A 20,903-nucleotide genomic window follows, 5' to 3' on the forward strand; every position below is an offset into this window, starting at 1 on the left:
CTGTGTTAGTTTCTTATAATTGGCTAAAAGACTATGTAGACCTTGATCTTTCAGCAGCTGAGCTTGCTGATAAAATAACAAAAAGCGGAATTGAAGTAGAAATCGTTGAATCCCTCAATAAAGGGATTACCGGTGTAGTGGTTGGCCACGTGCTGGAATGCGTACAGCATCCAAACGCGGACAAATTGCGGGTATGTAAAGTTGACCTCGGTGAAGAAGAACCGGTTCAAATCGTATGCGGGGCACCGAACGTGGCAGCCGGCCAGAAAGTTCCGGTCGCAAAAGTGGGAGCAGTACTTCCTGGGAACTTCAAAATAAAAAAAGCGAAGCTGCGTGGAGAAGCCTCCAATGGAATGATCTGCTCTCTCACTGAATTGGGCGTTGAAGGTAAACTTGTGCCAAAGGAATATTCCAGCGGGATCTTTGTTATGCCATCCGACGCGGAAATCGGAAGCGATGCATTGGCGTACCTGAATCTTGATGATTATGTTCTGGAACTTGGATTAACGCCTAACCGTGCAGACTGCCTGAATATGCTTGGAGTCGCTTATGAAGTAGCTGCTATCTTAAATGAAGAACTTCGCCTTCCTGAAGTCCAGGTGGAAGCGTCGGGAGAGAAAGCATCTGACTATGTATCCGTTGCGGTCGATGCAAAAGAAGACAATCCGTATTACGGTGCCATGATCATCAAGAATATCACAATCGCTCCCTCGCCGTTATGGATGCAAAACCGCCTGATTGCAGCAGGAATTCGTCCCATCAATAACGTGGTGGATATTACAAATTACGTGTTGCTGGAGTATGGCCAGCCGCTTCATGCATTTGACTATGACCGGCTTGGATCCAAGGAGATTCTTGTCCGCCGTGCAAAAGACGGTGAGGAGATGGTTACCCTTGATAATGCCAAGAGAAAGCTGGGCACCAATCACCTGGTGATCACCAATGGTAAAGAGCCTGTGGCTGTTGCCGGTGTTATGGGTGGTGCCACATCCGAGGTGCAGGATGACACAACAACCGTATTGCTGGAAGCTGCCTATTTTGAAGGCATCCGTGTAAGAGCGGCTTCCAAGGATCTTGGGCTGAGAAGTGAAGCCAGCTCTCGCTATGAAAAAGGAATCGACCGAAACCGTGTATATGATGCGGCATACCGTGCAGCTTCTCTCATGGCCCAATACGCAGGCGGTGAAGTGGCACAAGGAGTCGTTGAAGCCGGAGAGCGTTTGGTTTCTGAAGGAAAAGCTGAAGTGACGCAAACGCGGATTAACACCTTGCTCGGAACCGAGATCGAAGGTGAACAGATCAGCGATATTTTAAAGCGTCTTCGCTTTGAATTTGACGTTCAGGGTGAAAACTATATCGTTACAGTTCCAACGAGAAGACCAGATATCACGATTGATGCCGATCTTGTGGAAGAGGTCGGACGAATTTATGGATATGACCGAATTCCAACCACCTACCTGTTAAGCGAAGGGCGTCCTGGCGGGCTTACACCATATCAGGCCGCACGACGGAAAGTGATGCGCTATATGGAAGGAACCGGTTTGTATCAGGCTGTCACCTATGCGCTCACAACGACTGAAAAATCCAATGCCTTTACGTTTTCAGAGGAACAGGAAAACGTGCACAGCATCAAGGTTTCTCACCCGATGAGTGAAGAGCGCAGTACGCTCAGAAGCACGCTGATCCCTCAGCTTCTCGAAGTGTTAAAGCATAATCATCACCGTTCGATTGATGATGTGGGAATCTTTGAAATCAGTTCGGTATTTTTTGCCCATGAGCAATCCCTGTCCGTTTTGCCGGAAGAGAAAACGTATCTTTCCGGGGCTTTGACCGGGTTATGGAGTATTCATCCTTGGCAGGGTGAGAAGAAGAAAATTGATTTCTTTGTTGTGAAGGGAATTCTTGAAGGGCTGTTTAAAGAGCTTGGCTTGCACAGCAGAATTACATTTGAGATTGAGAGCCTTCCTGGCATGCATCCCGGCCGTACAGCCGTAGTGAAACTCGACAGCATTGTCGTTGGATTCATCGGGCAGATTCATCCTGGAACCCAGAAGGAATGGGATTTGAATGAAAGCTATGTGTTTGAATTGGATCTTGACCAGCTCCTTGGGGCAAGTGTCGAACCGACCGTTTATCAAACTCTTCCTCGTTTCCCTTCCATCACTCGGGATATTGCCGTAGTGGTTGATCAAAATCTGCCGGCAGGCGATTTGAACACGGTCATCCATGAAGCTGGAGGAGAGTTGCTGAAGGAAAGCAGCCTGTTTGATTTGTATGAAGGAGAACGGATGGAAGAAGGAAAGAAATCGTTGGCGTTCTCGCTTAAATACTACGATCCTGAACGAACGTTAACAGATGAAGAAGTAACGAAAGCTCATGAAAATATCCTGCGCAGCCTGGAAGAGCGATTTGGTGCCTCATTGCGTAAATAATGCTGCAAAAAACCCGCTGTCTGAAACCAGACAGCGGGTTTTTTCGTATAATGAGACTAGTTGCGCTTTCCGTGTGCCAGATTCATCGCCTTTTTCGTGTTGGCAAAATGAATCTTGGCGATATCGTTCAAGAAATCCGGGCCATGTTTGCGAATCAATTCGGCGGCCTTGACATCCACTTTGCTGCCCGCGCCCTTTGGAATTTCGATTCCTGTTTTGGCACTGATTTTATCCATTTCGTTTATAAAAGCATAGCGTGCGAGAATGGAGGACGCTGCCACTGAAAGATGCAGGGATTCGCCTTTGGTGGCAAAGTACAATTGATCCTTTACCACCGAGGATTGCCGTGACAGGTAGTTGAAGTAGACGCCCGGTTCACAGAATTGATCCACCAGGATACCGTCCACTTTTTCATTCTTCGTTTTTTCCAGCATATGAAGAAGCGCTTTATTATGCAAAAGAGCTTTCATTTTTCCCTGGCTCATTCCCTTGGCCTGCAACTCGTTATATTTTCGGTTGTTCAGCACCAGCAGGCTATAGGGAATGGTATGCAAGAGATCTTTGGCAATGGAAACGATCTGGAGATCATTCAAAAACTTTGAATCTTTGACCCCGAGCTCCCTGAGGAGTTCCAGCTTGGATTCCGGCACATACGATGCAACCACGGTGATCGGGCCGAAAAAATCTCCGGTTCCGACTTCATCACTGCCAATCAGGGATAAAGAGCCAACATTTTCGGGAGGAGCGTAGGCATGGGCTGGTTTGTCCTTCTTTGGTTTGCTTCCTGAGGGAGCAGGTTTGATGTTCCATTTTAGGGCTTCCGCTTCCGCATTCTTTCCTTGAAATAATACCTTTCCAGATTTATAGGCAGTTATTGTGCATCCCGGCGGCTTTGCGGTAAAAATGCTGCCAGGCGGTGAGGCGGCCGGAATGAATGCTTTGTAGGCTTCTTTCATCTTCTGGATTTCCTGTGTAGTTGCTTGCAATACGGTGTTCGCCATTTTTTATTTTCCTTTTCACTAAAATTTGTTTTACAAAATTTTGCTTTAATGTTAACAGATGATACAACAAATATTTTCATAAGTGTTCGCTTTCTGTTAAGATAATGAATAGAGTTTCATCCTTTTATAAGAAAGTGAGCTATGAATGGAGGTAATTTTGTGGCGGAAGAAAACATGAGAGAACGGACCATCGTTGAGATCTTTGGTCAAAAATATACAGTAATGGGTACTGAGACTTCCAGCCACATTCGTTCAGTCGCTGCAATGGTTGACGAAAAAATGAGGGACATCCAGCAATATAACGCTGTGCTCGATACGAAACAGCTTGCCGTCCTTACTGCAGTTAACATCATGAACGAATACTTAAAGACTAAAGAAGAGCTGGAAAAATTGCAACAGCAGATTAGGAAAGAGGATAGATAAATGTTAGATTTAATATTGATTGTTCTTTTGATTGCAGGGTTCTTTATCGGCCTGAAGCGCGGGCTTGTCATGCAGGTTGTCCACCTCGTCGGTTTTATTGCCGCATATGTGGTGGCGTATCTGTACTTTGATGATCTGGCACCGCATCTGAAACTTTGGATTCCATATCCATCGGTTGGAAATGACAGTCCAATGTCATCCATCCTGAACAGCATATCACTCGAGGACGTTTATTACCGGGCGATTGCCTTTGCGCTCCTTTTCTTTGCAACCAAAATATTGCTTCAGATTGTCGGCAACATGCTCAGCTTCATTGCAGAATTGCCGCTGCTCCGTACCGTGAACCGCTGGCTTGGAGGCGTTCTCGGATTTGTTGAAGTCTACCTGATTTTATTTCTGTTGCTTTATGTGGCTTCCCTTGTACCATCGGGTTCCATTCATACCGCATTTCAGGATTCCTTCATCGGACAGAGCATGGTAAAAAACACCCCGGTCTTCTCGGATACGATAAAAGATTTGTGGAGCAAAAACATGGCATAAAACTTCTCTCAAGCAGAGAAGTTTTTTTACCGTACGAGTCGATCAAATTGAAGGAGGGAATTCCCGATGAACAAAAAAGAAGTTGTTAATGTGCTGGAAGTAATAGCCGTTTATATGGAAATCAAAGGGGAAAACTCATTTAAAACCTCAGCGTACAGAAAAGCAGCCCAGGCTCTGGAGACAGACGACCGGAACATGGAGCAGATTGAGGATCCTTCTAAATTAAAAGGGATTGGAAAAGGAACCGCTTCCGTAATCACGGAACTTATGGAAACAGGAAGGTCATCTTTACTTGAAGAATTGCAGGCAACGCTTCCTTCCGGCCTGTTAACCATGCTCAAAATTCAGGGTCTTGGCGGCAAAAAAATATCAAAGCTTTATCAGGAACTCGGTGTTACGGATATTGATAGTTTAAAAGAGGCCTGTGAACAGGAAAAAGTCAGGGGCCTTGCCGGATTTGGAACAAAAACAGAGGAGAAAATTCTTGCGGCCATTGAAGAGCTTGGAAAGCGTCCGGACCGTTTGCCCATTGCTTACATGCTGTCCGTGGCCGAAAAAATAGAAAAGCAACTTTCACAAATCGATGGCGTCGAGCGGTTTTCCAGGGCGGGAAGCCTGCGACGCTGCCGTGAAACCATTAAAGATTTAGACTTTATTCTTGCCGTGTCCGAACCTTCTGTTATTAAGGAAAAGCTTACAGAGCTTGAAGACGTTTCCGGAATCATCGCCAAAGGAGATACGAAGGTATCAGTCGTGCTCCAATATGATTACCCGGTTTCTGTTGATTTCCGTTTGGTCGCCGAAGAGCAGTTTGCCACAGCGCTGCATCATTTCACCGGCTCCATGGAGCATAATGTGCAGATGAGACAGCTGGCCAAGGAACGAAATGAAAAGATTAGTGAATACGGCGTAGAGAATTCAGAGACCGGCGAAATGTTGACGTTTGATTCTGAAGAAGACTTTTATGCTCACTTTGGCCTTCAATACATCCCGCCGGAAGTCCGTGAAGGCGAAAATGAACTGGAACTTTTTCGTGAACCGCAAAGGCTCATTCAAGAAAGTGACATAAAAAGCGATCTCCATATGCACTCCACCTGGAGCGACGGCGCCAACACCATTGAAGAAATGGCTGAGGCGGTGAGGGCCATGGGATATACACACATGGCCATTACGGACCATTCAAAGTACCTGGTCGTCGCCAATGGGCTGACGCCGGAACGCCTCCGCAAACAGCGGCATGAAATTGACCGTTTGAACGAAAAATACACCGATTTTAAAATTCTGGCTGGTGTAGAAATGGATATTCTTCCGGATGGCTCACTCGATTATGATGATGAAATGCTGGCTGAGATGGACCTTGTGATTGCATCGATCCACTCTTCATTTTCCCAAAACAGGGAAACGATCATGAAACGGTTGAAAACAGCGCTAACCAGCCATCATGTGGATATTATTGCCCATCCGACCGGCCGGATTATCGGACGCCGTCCAGGCTATGACGTGGATGTGGAATTGCTGATTGAACTTGCCGCAGAAACAAATACTGCTCTTGAACTGAATGCCCATCCCAGCCGTTTGGATCTAGCTCCGCAATGGCTGAAGCTGGCACAGGAAAAAGGCGTGAAAATTACCATTAACACGGATGCCCATTATAAAGATACACTCGATTTTATGGAAGTGGGTACCGCTGTCGCAAGAAAAGGGTATATACGCCCTGAAAATGTATTGAACACGATGACACTGGAAGAACTGACTTCCTTTTTAAAACGAAACGACAATAAGGAATAGCGAACGCTCCTAAGGAGGAGGAATCATTTTGCAAGAACGTGTTCAGAGAGTATTAGAATACACCAAAATTATTGAACAGCTAAAAAAGCATGCCAGCTCAAGCCTGGGACGACAAAAGGCGGAACAGCTGCAGCCATCCATTGATTTTGAGGAAATCAAGCACTGGCAGAACGGCACGGATGAAGGCGTAAAAGTCCTTCGTCTGAAAGGGCAGGCCCCACTCGGGGGAATCCGGGACATCCGGGCAAGCCTGAAGCGTACCCAGATTGGCGGTGTGCTGAATACGGATGAGCTTTTGGATATCTCCACCACCATTTATGGCGGAAGACGCTTCAAGCGGTTTACCGAAGGAATGGTGGAAGACGGAATAGAACTGCCAATTCTTGATAGCCTGGTGGCGGATATTGAACCCCTTACCGATCTTGAGCGGGAAATCAAAGCCTGTATTGATGATAACGGCCATGTGATGGACAGCGCGAGCCCAGCTCTTCGCACGATTCGCGGTCAGCTTCGCACATTTGAATCCAGGGTCCGGGAGAAGCTCGAGAGCATGGTGCGCTCCTCCAGCTACCAAAAAATGCTGTCTGATGCAATCATCACCATCCGGAACGAACGTTTTGTGCTCCCAGTCAAACAGGAATACAGAGGCAATTTTGGCGGAATGGTTCATGACCAGTCTGCATCTGGAGCAACGCTGTTTATCGAGCCGCAGGCCGTGGTTACGATCAACAACCAGCTGAAAGAGGCGAAAGCCAAAGAAGCCAGAGAAATCGAAAAGATCCTGAGAGAGCTGTCTGTGCTTGTTGGGGAATCAGCCGAACTTCTTGCGCATAATGTAGCCATTTTGGCGGACATTGACTTTATTTTCACGAAAGCACAGTACAGCCGGGAAATAAAAGCAACAAAACCGATCATGAACGACAGAGAATACATTTCCCTTCATAAGGGACGGCATCCACTGCTCGACCAGGATACTGTTGTTCCCATTGATGTGGAGCTTGGCGGTGCGTTTCAATCGCTGATTATTACCGGACCGAACACGGGCGGTAAGACCGTTACGCTCAAAACCATCGGCCTGTTGTCATTGATGGCCCAGTCCGGCCTTCAGATTCCAGCCGAAGAAGAATCCGAAATGACCGTTTTTGAAGCCATTTATGCTGATATCGGGGATGAACAGTCGATTGAACAGTCATTGAGTACGTTCTCCTCACATATGGTCAACATCGTCGACATTTTAAAACAAGTGAACTTCAAAAGCCTGGTTTTATTTGATGAACTGGGCGCTGGCACCGATCCACAGGAAGGAGCAGCCCTGGCGATCTCCATCCTGGATTATGTGTATGCCCGCGGGGCGAAAGTCATCGCAACAACTCACTATAGCGAACTAAAGGCGTATGCGTATAACCGTGACGGGGTGATCAACGCAAGTGTCGAGTTTAACGTGGAGACACTGCGGCCGACCTATAAGCTTTTGATCGGCGTACCCGGCAGAAGCAACGCGTTCGAAATATCAAGGCGACTTGGTCTGAAGCCATCCATTATCGACGAAGCAAAATCGCAAATCAGTGATGAAGATAACAAGATTGACAACATGATTCGTTCTCTTGAGGATAACCAGAAACGTGCCCAGGAAGAACGTGAAAAAGCGATTGCCATCCGGAAGGAAGCGGAACAGCTTAAAGCGGATCTGGAAGCCGAACTGCGCCACCTCGAACAGGACCGAGACCGTTTGCTTGAAGAAGCAGAGCGAAAAGCGGAAGAAGCGGTCGCCAATGCTAAACAAACTGCAGAAACTGTTATTAAAGAACTTCGCGAATATCAGAAAGAGGCTGCAGGAAATGTTAAGGAACACCGTTTGATCGATGCGCGCAAACGCCTGGAAAACGCCACACCGAGCCTTCGCTCCAAAAAGAAGAAATCCACAGGTACTGCCAAGCCTAAGACCGTTTCTTTCAAGCCGGGTGACGAAGTCAAGGTGCTGAGCTTTGGCCAAAAAGGGCACATCATTAACAAAGTCAGCGACAAAGAGTATCAGGTTCAAATTGGTATTTTAAAAATGAATGTAGGTGTCGGTGATCTTGAACCGATCAAGCAAACGAAAGAGAAAAAGTCCGAGCCGCGTTCCTTTGTCAAAGTACAGGGCAATGATGACTCGGTTCGTCCGGAGCTCGATCTTAGGGGCAAGCGTTACGAGGATGCCATGATCGAAGTGGATAAATACCTGGATGAGGCGATGCTCGCAGGATATCCTCAAGTTTCCATCATTCACGGAAAAGGAACGGGTGCACTTCGTTCCGGTGTTCAGCAGCTTCTTAAGTCCCATCCCAATGTGAAATCGACCCGGATGGGGGCAGCCAATGAAGGCGGAAGCGGAATTACAGTCGCTTTACTAAAATAATCGGAGGTTAAGATGGATGTATCCCAGAGTCCGTTTATCCAAACGGCAGCATACTACAGTGTAGTCGTCCTTTTTCTCGTCATATTCCTTGCAATATTTGAGCTGGTTACCCGGTATCAGAACTGGGTGGAAATAAAAAACGGAAACGTGGCTGTTGCCATGGCGACTGGTGGGAAGATTTTTGGTATTGCCAACATCTTTAGATACTCCATAGCCCAGAACGACTCCTTGCCGCAGATGATGGGGTGGGGGCTATTCGGCTTTGTGCTGCTGTTGGTAGGGTATTTTATCTTTGAATTTCTAACCCCGAAATTTAATATAGACGAAGAGATTGAAAACGATAACCGGGCAGTGGGGCTGATCTCTATGATCATTTCCATCGGATTGTCCTTTGTTATCGGTTCAGGGATCCACTAGGAGAGAGTGAAGCATCGATGGACACATTATGGAAAGTTTTATTTGTAGTAAGCGGCCTTTTTATTCTGTTCGGCATCGTTTATTTGCTTTTTTTTACGTAACTATTTAAAAGGTTGCAGCGCACTGTGATGCGCTGCAGCTTTTTTGTTGTTTTTATAGCGGAAGTAGAAGAAACCGGCCTGATTTTGGCCGGTTTTTTGAGTAAATAGAGGTTTTTGGGTCTGTCATGGCGGAGGTATTCGCTCGCATCCTTCAACACAAAAGCGTGTTGCTGGCTGTGAACTACCAAAACGGTCCCTTCAGCTTTTCTTGATCCAGCTTCAGCAGGCAAAGCCTCGGCCGTTTCACTCTCTCACCTCAACACAAAAATCGTGTTGCTGTGCAAGAGTTCCAACGTCTTTCGGCTCTGAACGCCTGGTTCAGCTTTTCTTGATCCAGCTTCAGCAGGCAAAGCCTCGGCCGTTTCACTCTCTCACCTCAACACAAAAATCGTGTTGCTGTGCAAGAGTTCCAACGTCTTTCGGCTCTGAACGCCTGGTTCAGCTTTTCTTGATCCAGCTTCAGCAGGCAAAGCCTCGGCCGTTTCACTCTCTCACCTCAACACAAAAATCGTGTTGCTGTGCAAGAGTTCCAACGTCTTTCGGCTCTAAACGCCTGCTTCAGCTTTTCCAACTAATACTCAATCTCGTCATAGTCGGCTGGCTGGGTGGTGAGCTCGTTGTTGTTTTTCATGCCAATTTCGCTTGAGAGTTCATGCTGTGATTTAATTTTGCCATGGGGGTGCTGGGTTTCTTTTCCCGCTCTTTGTTCCCCTTCTCTTCGTGCTTTGGAATGGGTCATTTTTTCTCCTCCTTTGCGCTTTACTGTTAGTATGCGGTCTAGAAACACAGTCAATCCGCGAAAAAAAGTGGTAAAAAGTTTTTAAATTTTAAAAATATATGTTAAATTGAATGCGTTTTCACTATAATATTGTATGAGAGAGTATTTTAAAGAAAGGCGTGAATTAAGGAGGAGATAAAAGTGGAAAGAAGATGGCTAAACCATTATCCACCCGAAATCCCCAGTGAGGTTGACTACAATGAAAAGCCTTTATTCACGTACCTGGAAGCAGCAGCTAATATAAACCCAGAAAAAACTGCTCTTCATTTTTTAGGAAAAGAATTATCGTATCAGGAGCTGCATGACAGTGCGCTCCGCTTCGCCAACGGATTGGTTTCCCTGGGAATAGAGAAGGGGGACCGGGTGGCAATCATGCTGCCCAATTGCCCGCAGGCAGTCATTGCCTACTACGGAATTCTCCTTGCCGGTGGAATTGTGGTCCAAACCAATCCTCTTTATACAGAAAGAGAACTAAGCCATCAGCTGGAAGACAGCGGGGCTGTGGCGATCGTTTGTCTGGACCAGTTGTTTTCAAGAGTAGCGGCGGTCAAAGAGGAAACTTCACTAAGGCATGTGGTTGTCACAGGCATTAAGGACTATTTGCCGTTCCCGAAAAACGTGGTTTATCCGTTTATCCAGAAAAAGCAAAAGCCGTATATTTTGGTTGATGTCCAGTATGGTGGAAGTGTTCATGCATTTAAAGAAATGCTGAACAACAGCAGTACGTCAAGAATTCCCCTGGAAATTGATCCAAAGGAAGATATTGCGCTCCTGCAGTATACAGGCGGAACGACAGGGCCCTCAAAGGGTGTGATGCTTACGCATTCCAACCTCGCCGTCAACGCTAAGCAATGCAGCATCTGGATTTATAAACATCAGGTCGGGGAAGAAGTCGTGCTGGCGGCACTTCCGTTTTTCCATGTGTATGGCATGACGGTGGTCATGAACCAGGCGATCATGACTCGGGCAAAGCTGATTATTCTGCCCCGTTTTGATGCCAAGCAGGTGCTCCAGACGATTCATAAACAGCGTCCAACTTTGTTTCCCGGAGCACCGACCATGTACATTGCCTTGCTGAACCACCCTGATTTAGGGAAGTATGATCTTTCCTCTATCAAGGCTTGCATCAGCGGCTCTGCTCCTCTTCCATTGGAGGTCCAGCAAAAATTTCAGGATGTAATATCGGGAAATATTGTCGAGGGCTACGGACTGACGGAGGCTTCTCCGGTAACCCATTGCAATTTTATTTACGGCAAAAAGGTAAAAGGCAGTATTGGTGTTCCATGGCCAGATACGGAAGCCGCCATCTATTCCACGGAACGGGATGAGCCGGCACATGTCGGCGAGGTCGGCGAGTTGATGGTGCGCGGTCCCCAAGTGATGAAGGGGTACTGGAACCAGCCCGAGGAAACGGGGGCGGTCCTAAAAGACGGCTGGCTGATGACCGGGGATATGGGCTATATGGATGAGGATGGATATTTCTATATCGTAGACCGGAAAAAAGATCTCATTATTGCCGGCGGCTACAATATTTACCCGCGGGAAGTGGAAGAGGTGCTTTACGAGCACGAAGCGGTAAAAGAAGCAGTAGTGGTCGGGGTACCTGACCCTTACCGGGGGGAAACCGTAAAAGCATTTGTGGTGTTAAAAGAAAACATGACTTGTACAGAAGAGCAGTTAAATCAATTTTGCCGCGAACATATGGCGGCATTTAAAGTGCCAAGGATTTATGAATTCCGTGCCGAGCTTCCGAAAACCATGGTCGGAAAAATATTGCGGCGTGTTCTGCTGGAGGAAGAAAAAGCAAAAGAACGGCAGACACAATCACCGGAAGCACAAGAGATTTAAGGGCCTTTTTAAAAAGGTCCTTGTTTTTTTAGCAAAAGAATTGAATAATAGAATTGACAGAAAAAAACGACTTGTTTTACAATTAATTTATGAATGAACAATCATTCAGTTTAGAGCAGCTCGTTTTGAAGTGAGGAGATTATCGTGAAACGTAAAGGCCCAAAGTATGACCAAATTATTGATGCCGCGGTGAATGTCATTGCAATTCATGGATATCATCAGTCCCAAGTGTCCAAGATTGCAAAACAGGCATCTGTAGCAGATGGGACGATCTATCTTTATTTTAAAAATAAAGAAGATCTGCTCGTTTCTGTTTTTAACGAAAAAATGGGAACCTTTATCGAAAAAACGGGGAATGAGCTGAAAGGAAAATCGTCGGCCGTTGAAAAGCTGTTAACACTGATCGAGATGCATTTCAATCTGTTGAATGAGGATCATCAACTGTCCATTGTCACCCAACTCGAGCTTCGCCAGACCAACCGGGCGCTTCGTGCCAAAATTGGTGAGGTTTTAAAGCGGTATCTGTCACTGATTGATCTCATCCTGAAAGAGGGGATGGAGGAAAACGTGTTTGACAGAACAATGGATACACGGCTCGCACGGCAGATGATTTTTGGGACGATAGATGAAACGGCGACGAACTGGGTGATGAACGACCACCGTTACGATCTGCCTTCCCTGGCTCTTCCAGTACACCGAATGCTTGTTAATGGATTAAGCAATAATGCAGGGAGCTGACGCCCCTGCATCAACCAGATAAATAAGGAGTGTGAGAGAATGGAGTTCTTACAGGTTCATAAAGAGAATCGCATCGCCACCATACAGCTCAACCGGCCCCCGGCGAACGCCTTGTCGACCCAGCTGATCCGCGAATTGTCCAAGGTGTTTGATGAACTTGAGCATGATGGTGAAGCAAAAGTGATCGTGATTAAAGGAGAGGGCAGATTTTTTTCTGCAGGGGCGGATATCAAGGAATTTACAACGATTCAGAATGAAGCCGATTTTGCGGAACTTGGAGCGTTTGGCCAGCAGCTTTTTGACCGGATGGAGAATTACCCGAAACTGATTATAGCTGCCATACACGGTGCCGCACTTGGTGGTGGCCTGGAGCTTGCAATGGCATGCCATATCCGTCTGGTTTCAAAAGAAGCAAAGCTTGGTTTGCCAGAGTTGCAGCTTGGGTTGATTCCCGGTTTTGCAGGAACACAAAGGCTCCCGAAATATGTAGGAGCGGCGAAAGCGGCTGAAATGCTCGTCACCTCGGAACCGATAACCGGAGAGGAAGCGGTGGCGTGTGGATTGGCGACAGCAGCTTATCGAGATGAAGACCTTTTTGAAAAGGCTTACAGTCTTGCGGGAAAGGCAGCGGCCAAGAGTTCTCTCTCCATCCGTTATACCCTCGAACTTTTGCAGTATGCTTCAAAAGGACAATACGCAGAAGGAGCCAAAAAGGAATCTCAGTATTTCGGAAAAGTGTTTGTCTCCGAAGATGGCCAAGAGGGGATTCAGGCATTTATCGAAAAACGAAAGCCAAACTTTAAAAACTAATTTTCCATTGGAGGGTTTCGCATGAATTTATATGTGATTTTAAAACGCACGTTCGATACCGAAGAGAAAATCAGCATTTCCAACGGGGAAATTTCCCATGACAGTGCCGAGTACATCATCAATCCGTACGATGAGTACGCAATTGAAGAAGCGATTACACTCCGTGATGCCCATGGCGGTGAAGTTACGGTTGTAACGGTCGGAACAGAAGAATCCGAAAAAGAATTGCGCACAGCACTTGCCATGGGTGCCGATAAAGCTGTTTTGATCGATACTGAGGAACTTGACAGCACAGATCAGTACACCACGTCTGCCGTGCTGGCTGAGTTTTTCAAAGATAAGGAATATGATTTAATTCTTGGTGGAAACGTGGCGATTGATAATGGTTCAGGTCAAGTCGGCCCGCGTTTGGCTGAACTTCTTGGAATTCCGCAGGTCACCACGATTACAAAGATCGAAATAAACGGCACGGATGTCTTCATTGAACGTGACGTGGAAGGCGATGTGGAAAAGATCGAAACGTCGCTTCCACTATTGGTAACCGCTCAGCAGGGATTGAATGAACCTCGCTATCCTTCTTTGCCGGGAATTATGAAGGCCAAGAAAAAGCCGCTTGAAACGCTGGAAATCGATGATCTGGACATCGATGAGGAAGATGTAGAAGCCAAAACAAAGACGGTGGAAGTATTCATGCCGCCTAAGAAAGAAGCAGGAAAAATCTTAAGCGGTGAACTTAACGACCAAGTTAAAGAACTTGTTTCATTACTACGCTCAGAAGCAAAAGTAATATAAGGAGGAATACAACATGTCTAAAAAGGTTCTGGTACTCGGAGAAGTTCGTGACGGAGAATTAAGAAATGTATCCTTTGAGGCTGTAGCTGCAGCAAAGGAAATTTCTTCAGGCGGAGAAGTCATCGCTGTCCTATGCGGTGAAGGATTAAATGAAGCAGGTAAAGCATTGATCCACTATGGAGCCGACCGCGTGGTACTTGCTGAACACAGCTTGTTATCCAACTATTCAACAGATGGATACGTTCAAGCGCTTTTGCAAGTGATTGACCAGGAAAAACCCGATGGATTGGTACTTGGGCACACAGCGCTGGGGAAAGACCTTTCTCCAAGACTTGCAGCCCGCCTGAAATCCGGATTGATTTCCGATGTGACGTCGCTTGAGCAAGCCGGAGAAAATGTGGTATTTACCCGTCCGATCTACTCTGGAAAAGCGTTCGAGAAAAAAGTGATCACAGACGGACTTGTATTCGTCACCATCCGACCGAACAATATCACGCCGCTTGAAATCGATGAAAGCCGCTCGGGAGATGTTTCTGCTTTAGCGGTTGATGTAAAGGATTTACGCACGGTTGTTAAAGATGTGGTCAGAAAAGCTTCCACAGGCGTTGACCTTTCCGAAGCGAAAATTATCGTGGCAGGAGGGCGCGGTGTAAAATCCCAGGATGGCTTTAAGCCGTTGCAGGAATTGGCAGATGTACTGGGGGCAGCGGTAGGTGCTTCCCGCGGAGCGTGTGATGCAGACTATTGCGATTACTCCCTGCAGATTGGTCAGACAGGCAAGGTGGTAACACCGGATTTGTATATCGCTTGCGGAATTTCAGGTGCGATTCAGCATCTGGCCGGCATGTCCAATTCTAAGGTTATCGTCGCAATTAACAAGGATCCGGAAGCGAGCATCTTCTCTGTTGCCGATTATGGCATTGTTGGGGATTTGTTTGAAGTCGTTCCCCTGTTAACCGAAGAATTCAAGAATGTTCTGGTGAAATCATAAGCAAAGGGCCGGCGGTCTCTGCCGGCTTTTTGTTTTTACAGCCCCATAAATGTTACAATGGGTCCAAATCTGAAGAAATGAGTGGGCAACTTGACGACACTAGCATTTGTAAGACATGGCCAGACCGATTGGAATGCCGCGGGAAGAATTCAGGGAATCATAGATATTCCGCTCAATGCGGATGGACGGGCTCAGGCGGGTGCTTTGGCCGGGCGGTTTGAGGGAGAACATTGGGATCTCATTGTGACCAGTTCACTCTCTCGTGCCCATGAGACAGGGCGTATCATTGCAGAAGTCCTTCATGCGCCTCTGGCCACGGATTCGCGGATACGCGAAATGAATTTCGGGCGCCTGGAAGGAACGGATGAAGCCGGTCGGATCAAGCGATGGGGAGAGCAATGGAACGACCTTGAACATGGAATTGAAAAGAAGGAAGAGGTCCTGAAGAGAGGATACCAGTTTCTTCAGGAGCTGACTGAAAACCATGAAGGAAAAAAAGTAATGGTCATCAGCCATGGGGCATTTATCGGTACACTGATCAGGGATATGATGAAAGCTGCGGAGTATGAAGCTTCACTCTTTAATACATCAGTGAGTATCCTGAACTATAGGGAGCAGCAATGGGAGTGCCTGTTGTTTAATTGTAACGCTCACCTCAAGGTTCCCTCACCAATGAATGGCAGGGTTTGATTCTGTCACAATTTGGGTACGATAAAGCATGAGCAAACAAATAGATGTAAATTAGGTTTGATGATATACTCTGTTTACATGCTGAAATTAAGGAGGCAATTTTAATATGGCAATTGTAAATGCAACTGATCAGACGTTCAGCCAAGAAACAAGTGAAGGCTTAGTGCTAGCAGACTTTTGGGCACCATGGTGCGGACCTTGTAAAATGATCGCGCCGGTTCTAGAAGAGCTTGCCAGCGAGAACGAAGATCTAAAAGTAGTAAAACTTGATGTTGACGAAAACCAGGAAGTAGCCGGAAAATATGGAGTAATGAGCATTCCAACTCTTATCGTTTTCAAAAATGGTGAGGTCGTTGACCAGGTTGTAGGCTTCCAGCCGAAAGAAGCACTGGGCGAACTGTTAAACAAACACAAATAAAAAACGAAGAAAGGGCTGGCCATGATATGGCTGGCCTTTTTCTTGGCATTAATTATAGAGAGCGTCTGTTCTTATGAACTGCAAAATTAAGGGTATCATGCTATGATATTACATAGAAAAAGGGGGGAGAGGCACGTTGGATATTATAAGAGAAAAGTTGGCAGTACTTCCCGATCAGCCAGGATGCTACCTCATGAAAGACCAGTTCGGAAAGGTTATCTATGTTGGTAAAGCAAAGGTCCTTAAGAACCGGGTAAGGTCTTATTTTTCAGGTTCGCATGATGGGAAAACTCAGCGTCTGGTCGCGAACATTGCGGATTTCGAATACATCATTACCTCCTCGGAGTTTGAGGCTCTCCTTCTTGAAATGAACCTGATCAAAAAATACGATCCGAAGTTTAATGTCATGCTGAAAGATGATAAAACCTATCCTTATCTGAAAATAACCGGAGAGGAACAGCCAAGGCTGTTATATACCAGAAAGGTAAAAAAAGATAAGGGCAAGTATTTCGGGCCCTTTGTCAATGCCTATGCCGCCCAGGAGACCAAGAAGCTGCTGGACCGTTTGTATCCGCTGCGCAAATGCGATCATATGCCAAATAAAGTGTGCCTGTACTACCACATCGGACAATGTCTGGGGCCTTGTGTGTATGATATTACGAAGGAACAGAATAAAAAGATGGTCGATGAGATCGTGAAGTTTTTAAATGGCGGTTTTCCCGAAGTTAGGGAAGAATTAACGAAAAAAATGCTTGCGGCATCAGAAGAGCTTAATTTTGAACGCGCAAAGGAACTCAGGGACCAGATCCAGCATATCGATGCCGTTATGCAGAAGCAGAAAATGATGACCGCTGATATGGCCGACAAAGACGTGTTTGGCTATCATTACGACAAAGGGTGGATGTGTGTTCAGGTTTTCTTCATCAGGCAGGGCAAACTGATCGAGAGAGACGTTTCCCTTTTTCCGTTCTATGGAGAAGCCTCCGAGGATTTCTTAACGTTTATCGGTCAGTTTTACCTGCAAAAAAGCCATATCCTCCCCAAAGAAATTATTTTGCCTCAAGAGGTAAACGGGGATATGGTGAACGAGCTGCTTCAGGTGAAGGTGTCGCAGCCAAAACAAAGGCAAAAGAAAGAATTTGTTGATCTTGCCACGAAGAATGCCCAAAATGCGCTGAAAGAAAAGTTTGCACTTATCGAGCGTGATGAAGAACGGACAATCAAAGCGGTCGAAAGCCTTGGAAAGCAGCTGAACATCCCGGCCCCTTACCGGATAGAAGCATTTGATAATTCAAATATCCACGGCACCAGCCCGGTGTCGGCGATGATTGTTTTCGAGGATGGTAAACCAAACAAAAAAGAGTACCGGAAATACAAGATTAAAACGGTAACCGGTCCTGATGATTATGCTTCCATGAAAGAGGTCGTGCGGAGAAGGTATTCACGGATTCTGAAGGAAAATGGACAGCTTCCGGATCTGATAATCATTGATGGCGGAAAAGGCCAGATTGCCGCAGCGCAGGATGTTCTTGAAAATGAATTAAATCTCTTTATCCCGGTGGGCGGATTAGCGAAGGATGAAAAACACCGCACGTCTCAATTGTTAATGGGAGACCCTCCGGAAATTATGGAAATGCCGAGAAACAGCCAGGAGTTTTATCTTCTGCAGCGCATACAAGATGAGGTGCACCGTTTTGCCATCACGTTCCACCGTCAGGTCAGGGATAAGGGCATGTTTCGTTCCAGCCTTGATAATATCCCGGGTGTCGGTGAAAAAAGAAAAAAACTGCTGCTGAGAAAATTTGGATCCATAAAAAAGATGAAAGAGGCGACTATGGAGGATTTCCGGGCAGCAGGCATCCCCATGGGGGTAGCAGAAGAAATCATGCAGGCGCTGCAAAAGGATCCATCATAAAAAAGGGTTGATTTTTAAAATCTGCTTTGCTACACTAAATACAAATTTTAATAGAGCGCCATACTTCAGTTTTTGAAGTGATGGTAGAGGAGCAAAAACCAATAGTAGGCAACCGGAAGAGAAGGAGCTCTTATGACGGTGGCTGAAAGGGGATTTTTGCCGAAGCTTTAGGAAACTTCCTTTTTCTTAAGGCTGGACCTGCATTGAATAAATGCAGGGCTGTCACACATTCCTTGCCCGGAGGATGTGTGGAGGACTATCTCACATGAGGGGAAAACATGCTGGCTTACTGTTGCCTATTCAAGCAGCAATAAGGTCTTTTCCTTATTGCTGCTTTTTTGTATTCATAAACAGTTTTACAGTCTGTTGAAAAAGTGGAAGCCAGGACTTGGCTGGCCATATCTGGGTGTCTTTTTAGCATAACAACTTTTTGCGGATGAGAAAGGATGGACCATTGTGGCGTTAATCGTTCAAAAATTCGGAGGGACAAGTGTAGGTACTCCCGAAAAAATCAGGAATGCGGCCAGACGGATTATTCAGGCAGCAAATGAAGGAAATCAGGTGATTGCGGTTGTTTCTGCCATGGGCAAGACAACCGACGATTTGGTAAAGCTGGCAGGAGAAATCACAAGCAAACCATCCAAACGGGAAATGGACATGCTGCTCACCACAGGTGAACAAATTACCATATCATTGTTAGCCATGGCTCTTGAGGAGGCCGGTCACCCGGCGGAATCTCTCACCGGATGGCAGGCGGGTATCCAAACGGAGAGCCTTCATGGCAATGCGAGAATATTGGACATTGATACGAAAAGAATCGAAACGCTCTTAAATGAAGGGAAAATAGCAGTCGTTGCCGGATTTCAAGGGTGGACAGCGTCGCAAAGGATTACGACTCTAGGTCGGGGAGGCTCGGACACAACAGCTGTTGCTATAGCTGCAGCCCTTCGTGCGGACAAGTGCGAAATTTATACGGATGTGACCGGTGTGTTTACCACCGATCCCAGGGTTGTGAAGCATGCGCGGAAACTGGCTGCCATTTCTTATGATGAAATGCTTGAGCTGGCCAATTTGGGGGCAGGGGTCCTGCATCCAAGAGCTGTTGAATTTGCCAAGAATTACGGAGTAAAGCTTGAAGTTCGTTCAAGTATGGAAGAGGAACGTGGAACAATCGTTGAGGAGGAAGCAGAAATGGAAAACAATCTAGTGGTAAGAGGACTGGCTTTTGAAGGCAATGTTACCAAAATCACAATTGAGAATCTCCCGAACGGATTGAATACACTTTCGTCTGTATTTTCTTTGCTCGCGGACAATAACATTAATGTTGATATTATTATTCAAAGTGTAAACAAGCAGGAAAAAACCAACATTTCCTTCTCCATTGACAGTGCCATTTTTGATGAGACGGTCCAGCTTTTGGAGCAGAACAAAGGACAGCTTGGTTTCAGCCAAATTCTCCACGAAGATGGACTGGCGAAGGTTTCTATTGTCGGCTCAGGGATGATCTCCAATCCTGGTGTCGCGGCACAAATGTTTAAGGCTTTATCTGATCAGAATATTATGATCAAAATGGTAAGTACCTCAGAGATCAAAGTATCCACTGTAGTTGGGCAGCAGGATATGATTAATGCTATTGAGACACTTCATGATGTATTTGAACTGGACGCGAGAGTACCAGTTCAACACGCATAATAACGTCCGGGCCATTTTGCCCGGACGTTTTATTTTTCTATACGTTTGCCTTATCGTTCAAAAAGTCGATCTCAAACCCGAGGTCCTCAAGGATTTGATGATCTGCAGTAGTTTCCTGTCCGCCTGTCGTCAGATAATCCCCGACAAAAATGGAGTTCGCCGCGTAAAGCCCCAGCGGCTGAAGGCTGCGAAGATTAACTTCCCTGCCGCCGGATATTCTGATTTCCTTCGCAGGGTTCATATACCTGAACAAAGCCAGTACCTTTAAGCAGAAACGTGGATTCAGATTGTCCATGTTTTCAAGAGGAGTGCCCGGAATGGCATGAAGGAAATTGACGGGAATCGAATCCGCATCGATCTCCCGGAGCGACTTGGCCATAGATATAATATCCTTGTTGCTTTCTCCCATGCCGATGATGACTCCCGAACAAGGTGAAAGGCCGGCTTCTTTTATTTTGTCTAGGGTGGAGACCCTGTCTGCATATGTATGGGTGTTCGTGATGACACTGTGGTGGTCTTCCGATGTGTTGATGTTATGGTTGTATCGTTCTACGCCTGCTTCCTTAAGCTGCTGTGCTTGAGTTTCACTGACAATGCCCAGGCAGGCGCATATTTTCATAGTATACGAGGATTTGATTTCCTTTACGGCTTCGATCACGGTTGTCAAGTCTCTCTGGAGTGGTCCGCGCCCGCTTGAGACAATACAATACGTTCTGACATTTTGCTGATAGGCTTTCTCTGCCCCGGCGACAATGGTTTCTTTATCCATCATTGTGTATTTTTCAATTGATGCAGATGAAACAGAAGATTGCGAGCAATATCCGCAGTCTTCGGGGCACATGCCGGATTTTGTATTGATGATTTTATTCAATTTTACCTTCTTTCCAAAGTAATGCTTTCTCACGATAAATGAGCCTTGAAGAAGGGGAAGCAGTTCATCATCCGAAGACTTCAGAATGCTCATGGCTTCTTGATGGGTAAGCACTTTTCCGTTGATCACATCTTTTCCAAGCTGGGTCCAGTCCATAGAATTCCCTCCTGATTGTCAACTTAAATAATTTACAAGTTAACATTAAGGGACGGGCCATAAAGTTGTCAATTAGGAAGTAAAAATAAAAAAAACCGGCATGC

General features: G+C 46.2%; 18 protein-coding genes and 1 riboswitch. Of the genes, 15 read left to right on the top strand and 3 right to left on the bottom strand.

What is annotated here, in order from left to right; genetic code table 11:
* Nucleotides 1-2 precede the first annotated feature (2 nt).
* Nucleotides 3-2,432, top strand: a complete 2,430-nt coding sequence (pheT, locus tag DMO16_RS00185) for a phenylalanine--tRNA ligase subunit beta (protein WP_129474665.1) — start codon at nt 3-5, stop codon at nt 2,430-2,432.
* Nucleotides 2,433-2,488: 56 nt separating this feature from the next.
* On the opposite strand, the gene rnhC is transcribed toward pheT, so the two are convergent.
* Nucleotides 2,489-3,433: a ribonuclease HIII gene (gene rnhC, locus DMO16_RS00190; protein ID WP_129474667.1), complete on the bottom strand. Its 945-nt coding sequence runs from the start codon at nt 3,431-3,433 to the stop codon at nt 2,489-2,491.
* 141 nt (nt 3,434-3,574) lie between these two features.
* On the opposite strand from rnhC, the gene zapA reads away from it, so the two are divergent.
* From zapA to DMO16_RS00215, 5 genes are all read left to right on the top strand, one after another.
* Complete coding sequence (gene zapA, locus DMO16_RS00195) at nt 3,575-3,856, top strand: cell division protein ZapA (protein ID WP_061972549.1); 282 nt, start codon at nt 3,575-3,577, stop codon at nt 3,854-3,856.
* The gene (locus DMO16_RS00200; protein ID WP_061972550.1) at nt 3,857-4,396 is read left to right on the top strand and encodes a CvpA family protein; all 540 of its coding nucleotides are present in this window, start codon (nt 3,857-3,859) and stop codon (nt 4,394-4,396) included.
* A 66-nt stretch (nt 4,397-4,462) separates the two neighbouring features.
* Nucleotides 4,463-6,184, top strand: coding sequence for a DNA polymerase/3'-5' exonuclease PolX (gene polX, locus DMO16_RS00205; protein ID WP_129474669.1), 1,722 nt, complete (start codon nt 4,463-4,465; stop codon nt 6,182-6,184).
* 28 nt (nt 6,185-6,212) lie between these two features.
* Nucleotides 6,213-8,582: an endonuclease MutS2 gene (locus tag DMO16_RS00210; protein ID WP_129474672.1), complete on the top strand. Its 2,370-nt coding sequence runs from the start codon at nt 6,213-6,215 to the stop codon at nt 8,580-8,582.
* 12 nt (nt 8,583-8,594) lie between these two features.
* Nucleotides 8,595-8,999 carry a DUF350 domain-containing protein gene (locus tag DMO16_RS00215; protein WP_061972553.1) on the top strand — a complete coding sequence of 135 codons (405 nt, stop codon included), beginning with the start codon at nt 8,595-8,597 and terminating at the stop codon, nt 8,997-8,999.
* Between the two features lie 672 nt (nt 9,000-9,671).
* On the opposite strand, the gene DMO16_RS25305 is transcribed toward DMO16_RS00215, so the two are convergent.
* Complete coding sequence (locus DMO16_RS25305; protein ID WP_164988823.1) at nt 9,672-9,839, bottom strand: DUF6254 family protein; 168 nt, start codon at nt 9,837-9,839, stop codon at nt 9,672-9,674.
* Between the two features lie 180 nt (nt 9,840-10,019).
* Here DMO16_RS25305 and DMO16_RS00220 point away from each other — a divergent pair, with 180 nt between their 5' ends.
* From DMO16_RS00220 to DMO16_RS00260, 9 genes are all read left to right on the top strand, one after another.
* Nucleotides 10,020-11,726, top strand: a complete 1,707-nt coding sequence (locus DMO16_RS00220) for a long-chain-fatty-acid--CoA ligase (RefSeq protein WP_129474674.1) — start codon at nt 10,020-10,022, stop codon at nt 11,724-11,726.
* Between the two features lie 144 nt (nt 11,727-11,870).
* The gene (locus tag DMO16_RS00225; protein WP_061972556.1) at nt 11,871-12,464 is read left to right on the top strand and encodes a TetR/AcrR family transcriptional regulator; all 594 of its coding nucleotides are present in this window, start codon (nt 11,871-11,873) and stop codon (nt 12,462-12,464) included.
* A 39-nt stretch (nt 12,465-12,503) separates the two neighbouring features.
* On the top strand, nt 12,504-13,274 hold the full coding sequence (locus DMO16_RS00230; RefSeq protein WP_129474676.1) for an enoyl-CoA hydratase: 771 nt from the start codon (nt 12,504-12,506) through the stop codon (nt 13,272-13,274).
* Nucleotides 13,275-13,295: 21 nt separating this feature from the next.
* Complete coding sequence (locus tag DMO16_RS00235) at nt 13,296-14,066, top strand: electron transfer flavoprotein subunit beta/FixA family protein (RefSeq protein WP_129474678.1); 771 nt, start codon at nt 13,296-13,298, stop codon at nt 14,064-14,066.
* Nucleotides 14,067-14,079: 13 nt separating this feature from the next.
* Nucleotides 14,080-15,057 carry an electron transfer flavoprotein subunit alpha/FixB family protein gene (locus DMO16_RS00240; protein ID WP_129474680.1) on the top strand — a complete coding sequence of 326 codons (978 nt, stop codon included), beginning with the start codon at nt 14,080-14,082 and terminating at the stop codon, nt 15,055-15,057.
* A 90-nt stretch (nt 15,058-15,147) separates the two neighbouring features.
* Nucleotides 15,148-15,747 carry a histidine phosphatase family protein gene (locus tag DMO16_RS00245; protein ID WP_164988824.1) on the top strand — a complete coding sequence of 200 codons (600 nt, stop codon included), beginning with the start codon at nt 15,148-15,150 and terminating at the stop codon, nt 15,745-15,747.
* A 106-nt stretch (nt 15,748-15,853) separates the two neighbouring features.
* Nucleotides 15,854-16,165, top strand: a complete 312-nt coding sequence (gene trxA, locus DMO16_RS00250) for a thioredoxin (protein ID WP_061972561.1) — start codon at nt 15,854-15,856, stop codon at nt 16,163-16,165.
* A 193-nt stretch (nt 16,166-16,358) separates the two neighbouring features.
* Complete coding sequence (gene uvrC, locus DMO16_RS00255) at nt 16,359-18,080, top strand: excinuclease ABC subunit UvrC (protein ID WP_241840644.1); 1,722 nt, start codon at nt 16,359-16,361, stop codon at nt 18,078-18,080.
* Nucleotides 18,081-18,156: 76 nt separating this feature from the next.
* A riboswitch (Lysine riboswitch) is annotated at nt 18,157-18,347 on the top strand.
* Between the two features lie 189 nt (nt 18,348-18,536).
* Entirely contained in the window at nt 18,537-19,772 is a 1,236-nt protein-coding gene (locus DMO16_RS00260) for an aspartate kinase (protein WP_061972562.1), read from the top strand.
* A gap of 37 nt (nt 19,773-19,809) precedes the next feature.
* Here DMO16_RS00260 and bioB read toward each other — a convergent pair whose 3' ends face one another.
* Complete coding sequence (bioB, locus tag DMO16_RS00265) at nt 19,810-20,799, bottom strand: biotin synthase BioB (protein WP_129474686.1); 990 nt, start codon at nt 20,797-20,799, stop codon at nt 19,810-19,812.
* Nucleotides 20,800-20,903 lie beyond the last annotated feature (104 nt).

Origin of the sequence: Fictibacillus sp. S7 (genome assembly GCF_004127935.1) — a bacterium.
Lineage (GTDB): Bacteria > Bacillota > Bacilli > Bacillales > Fictibacillaceae > Fictibacillus_C > Fictibacillus_C enclensis.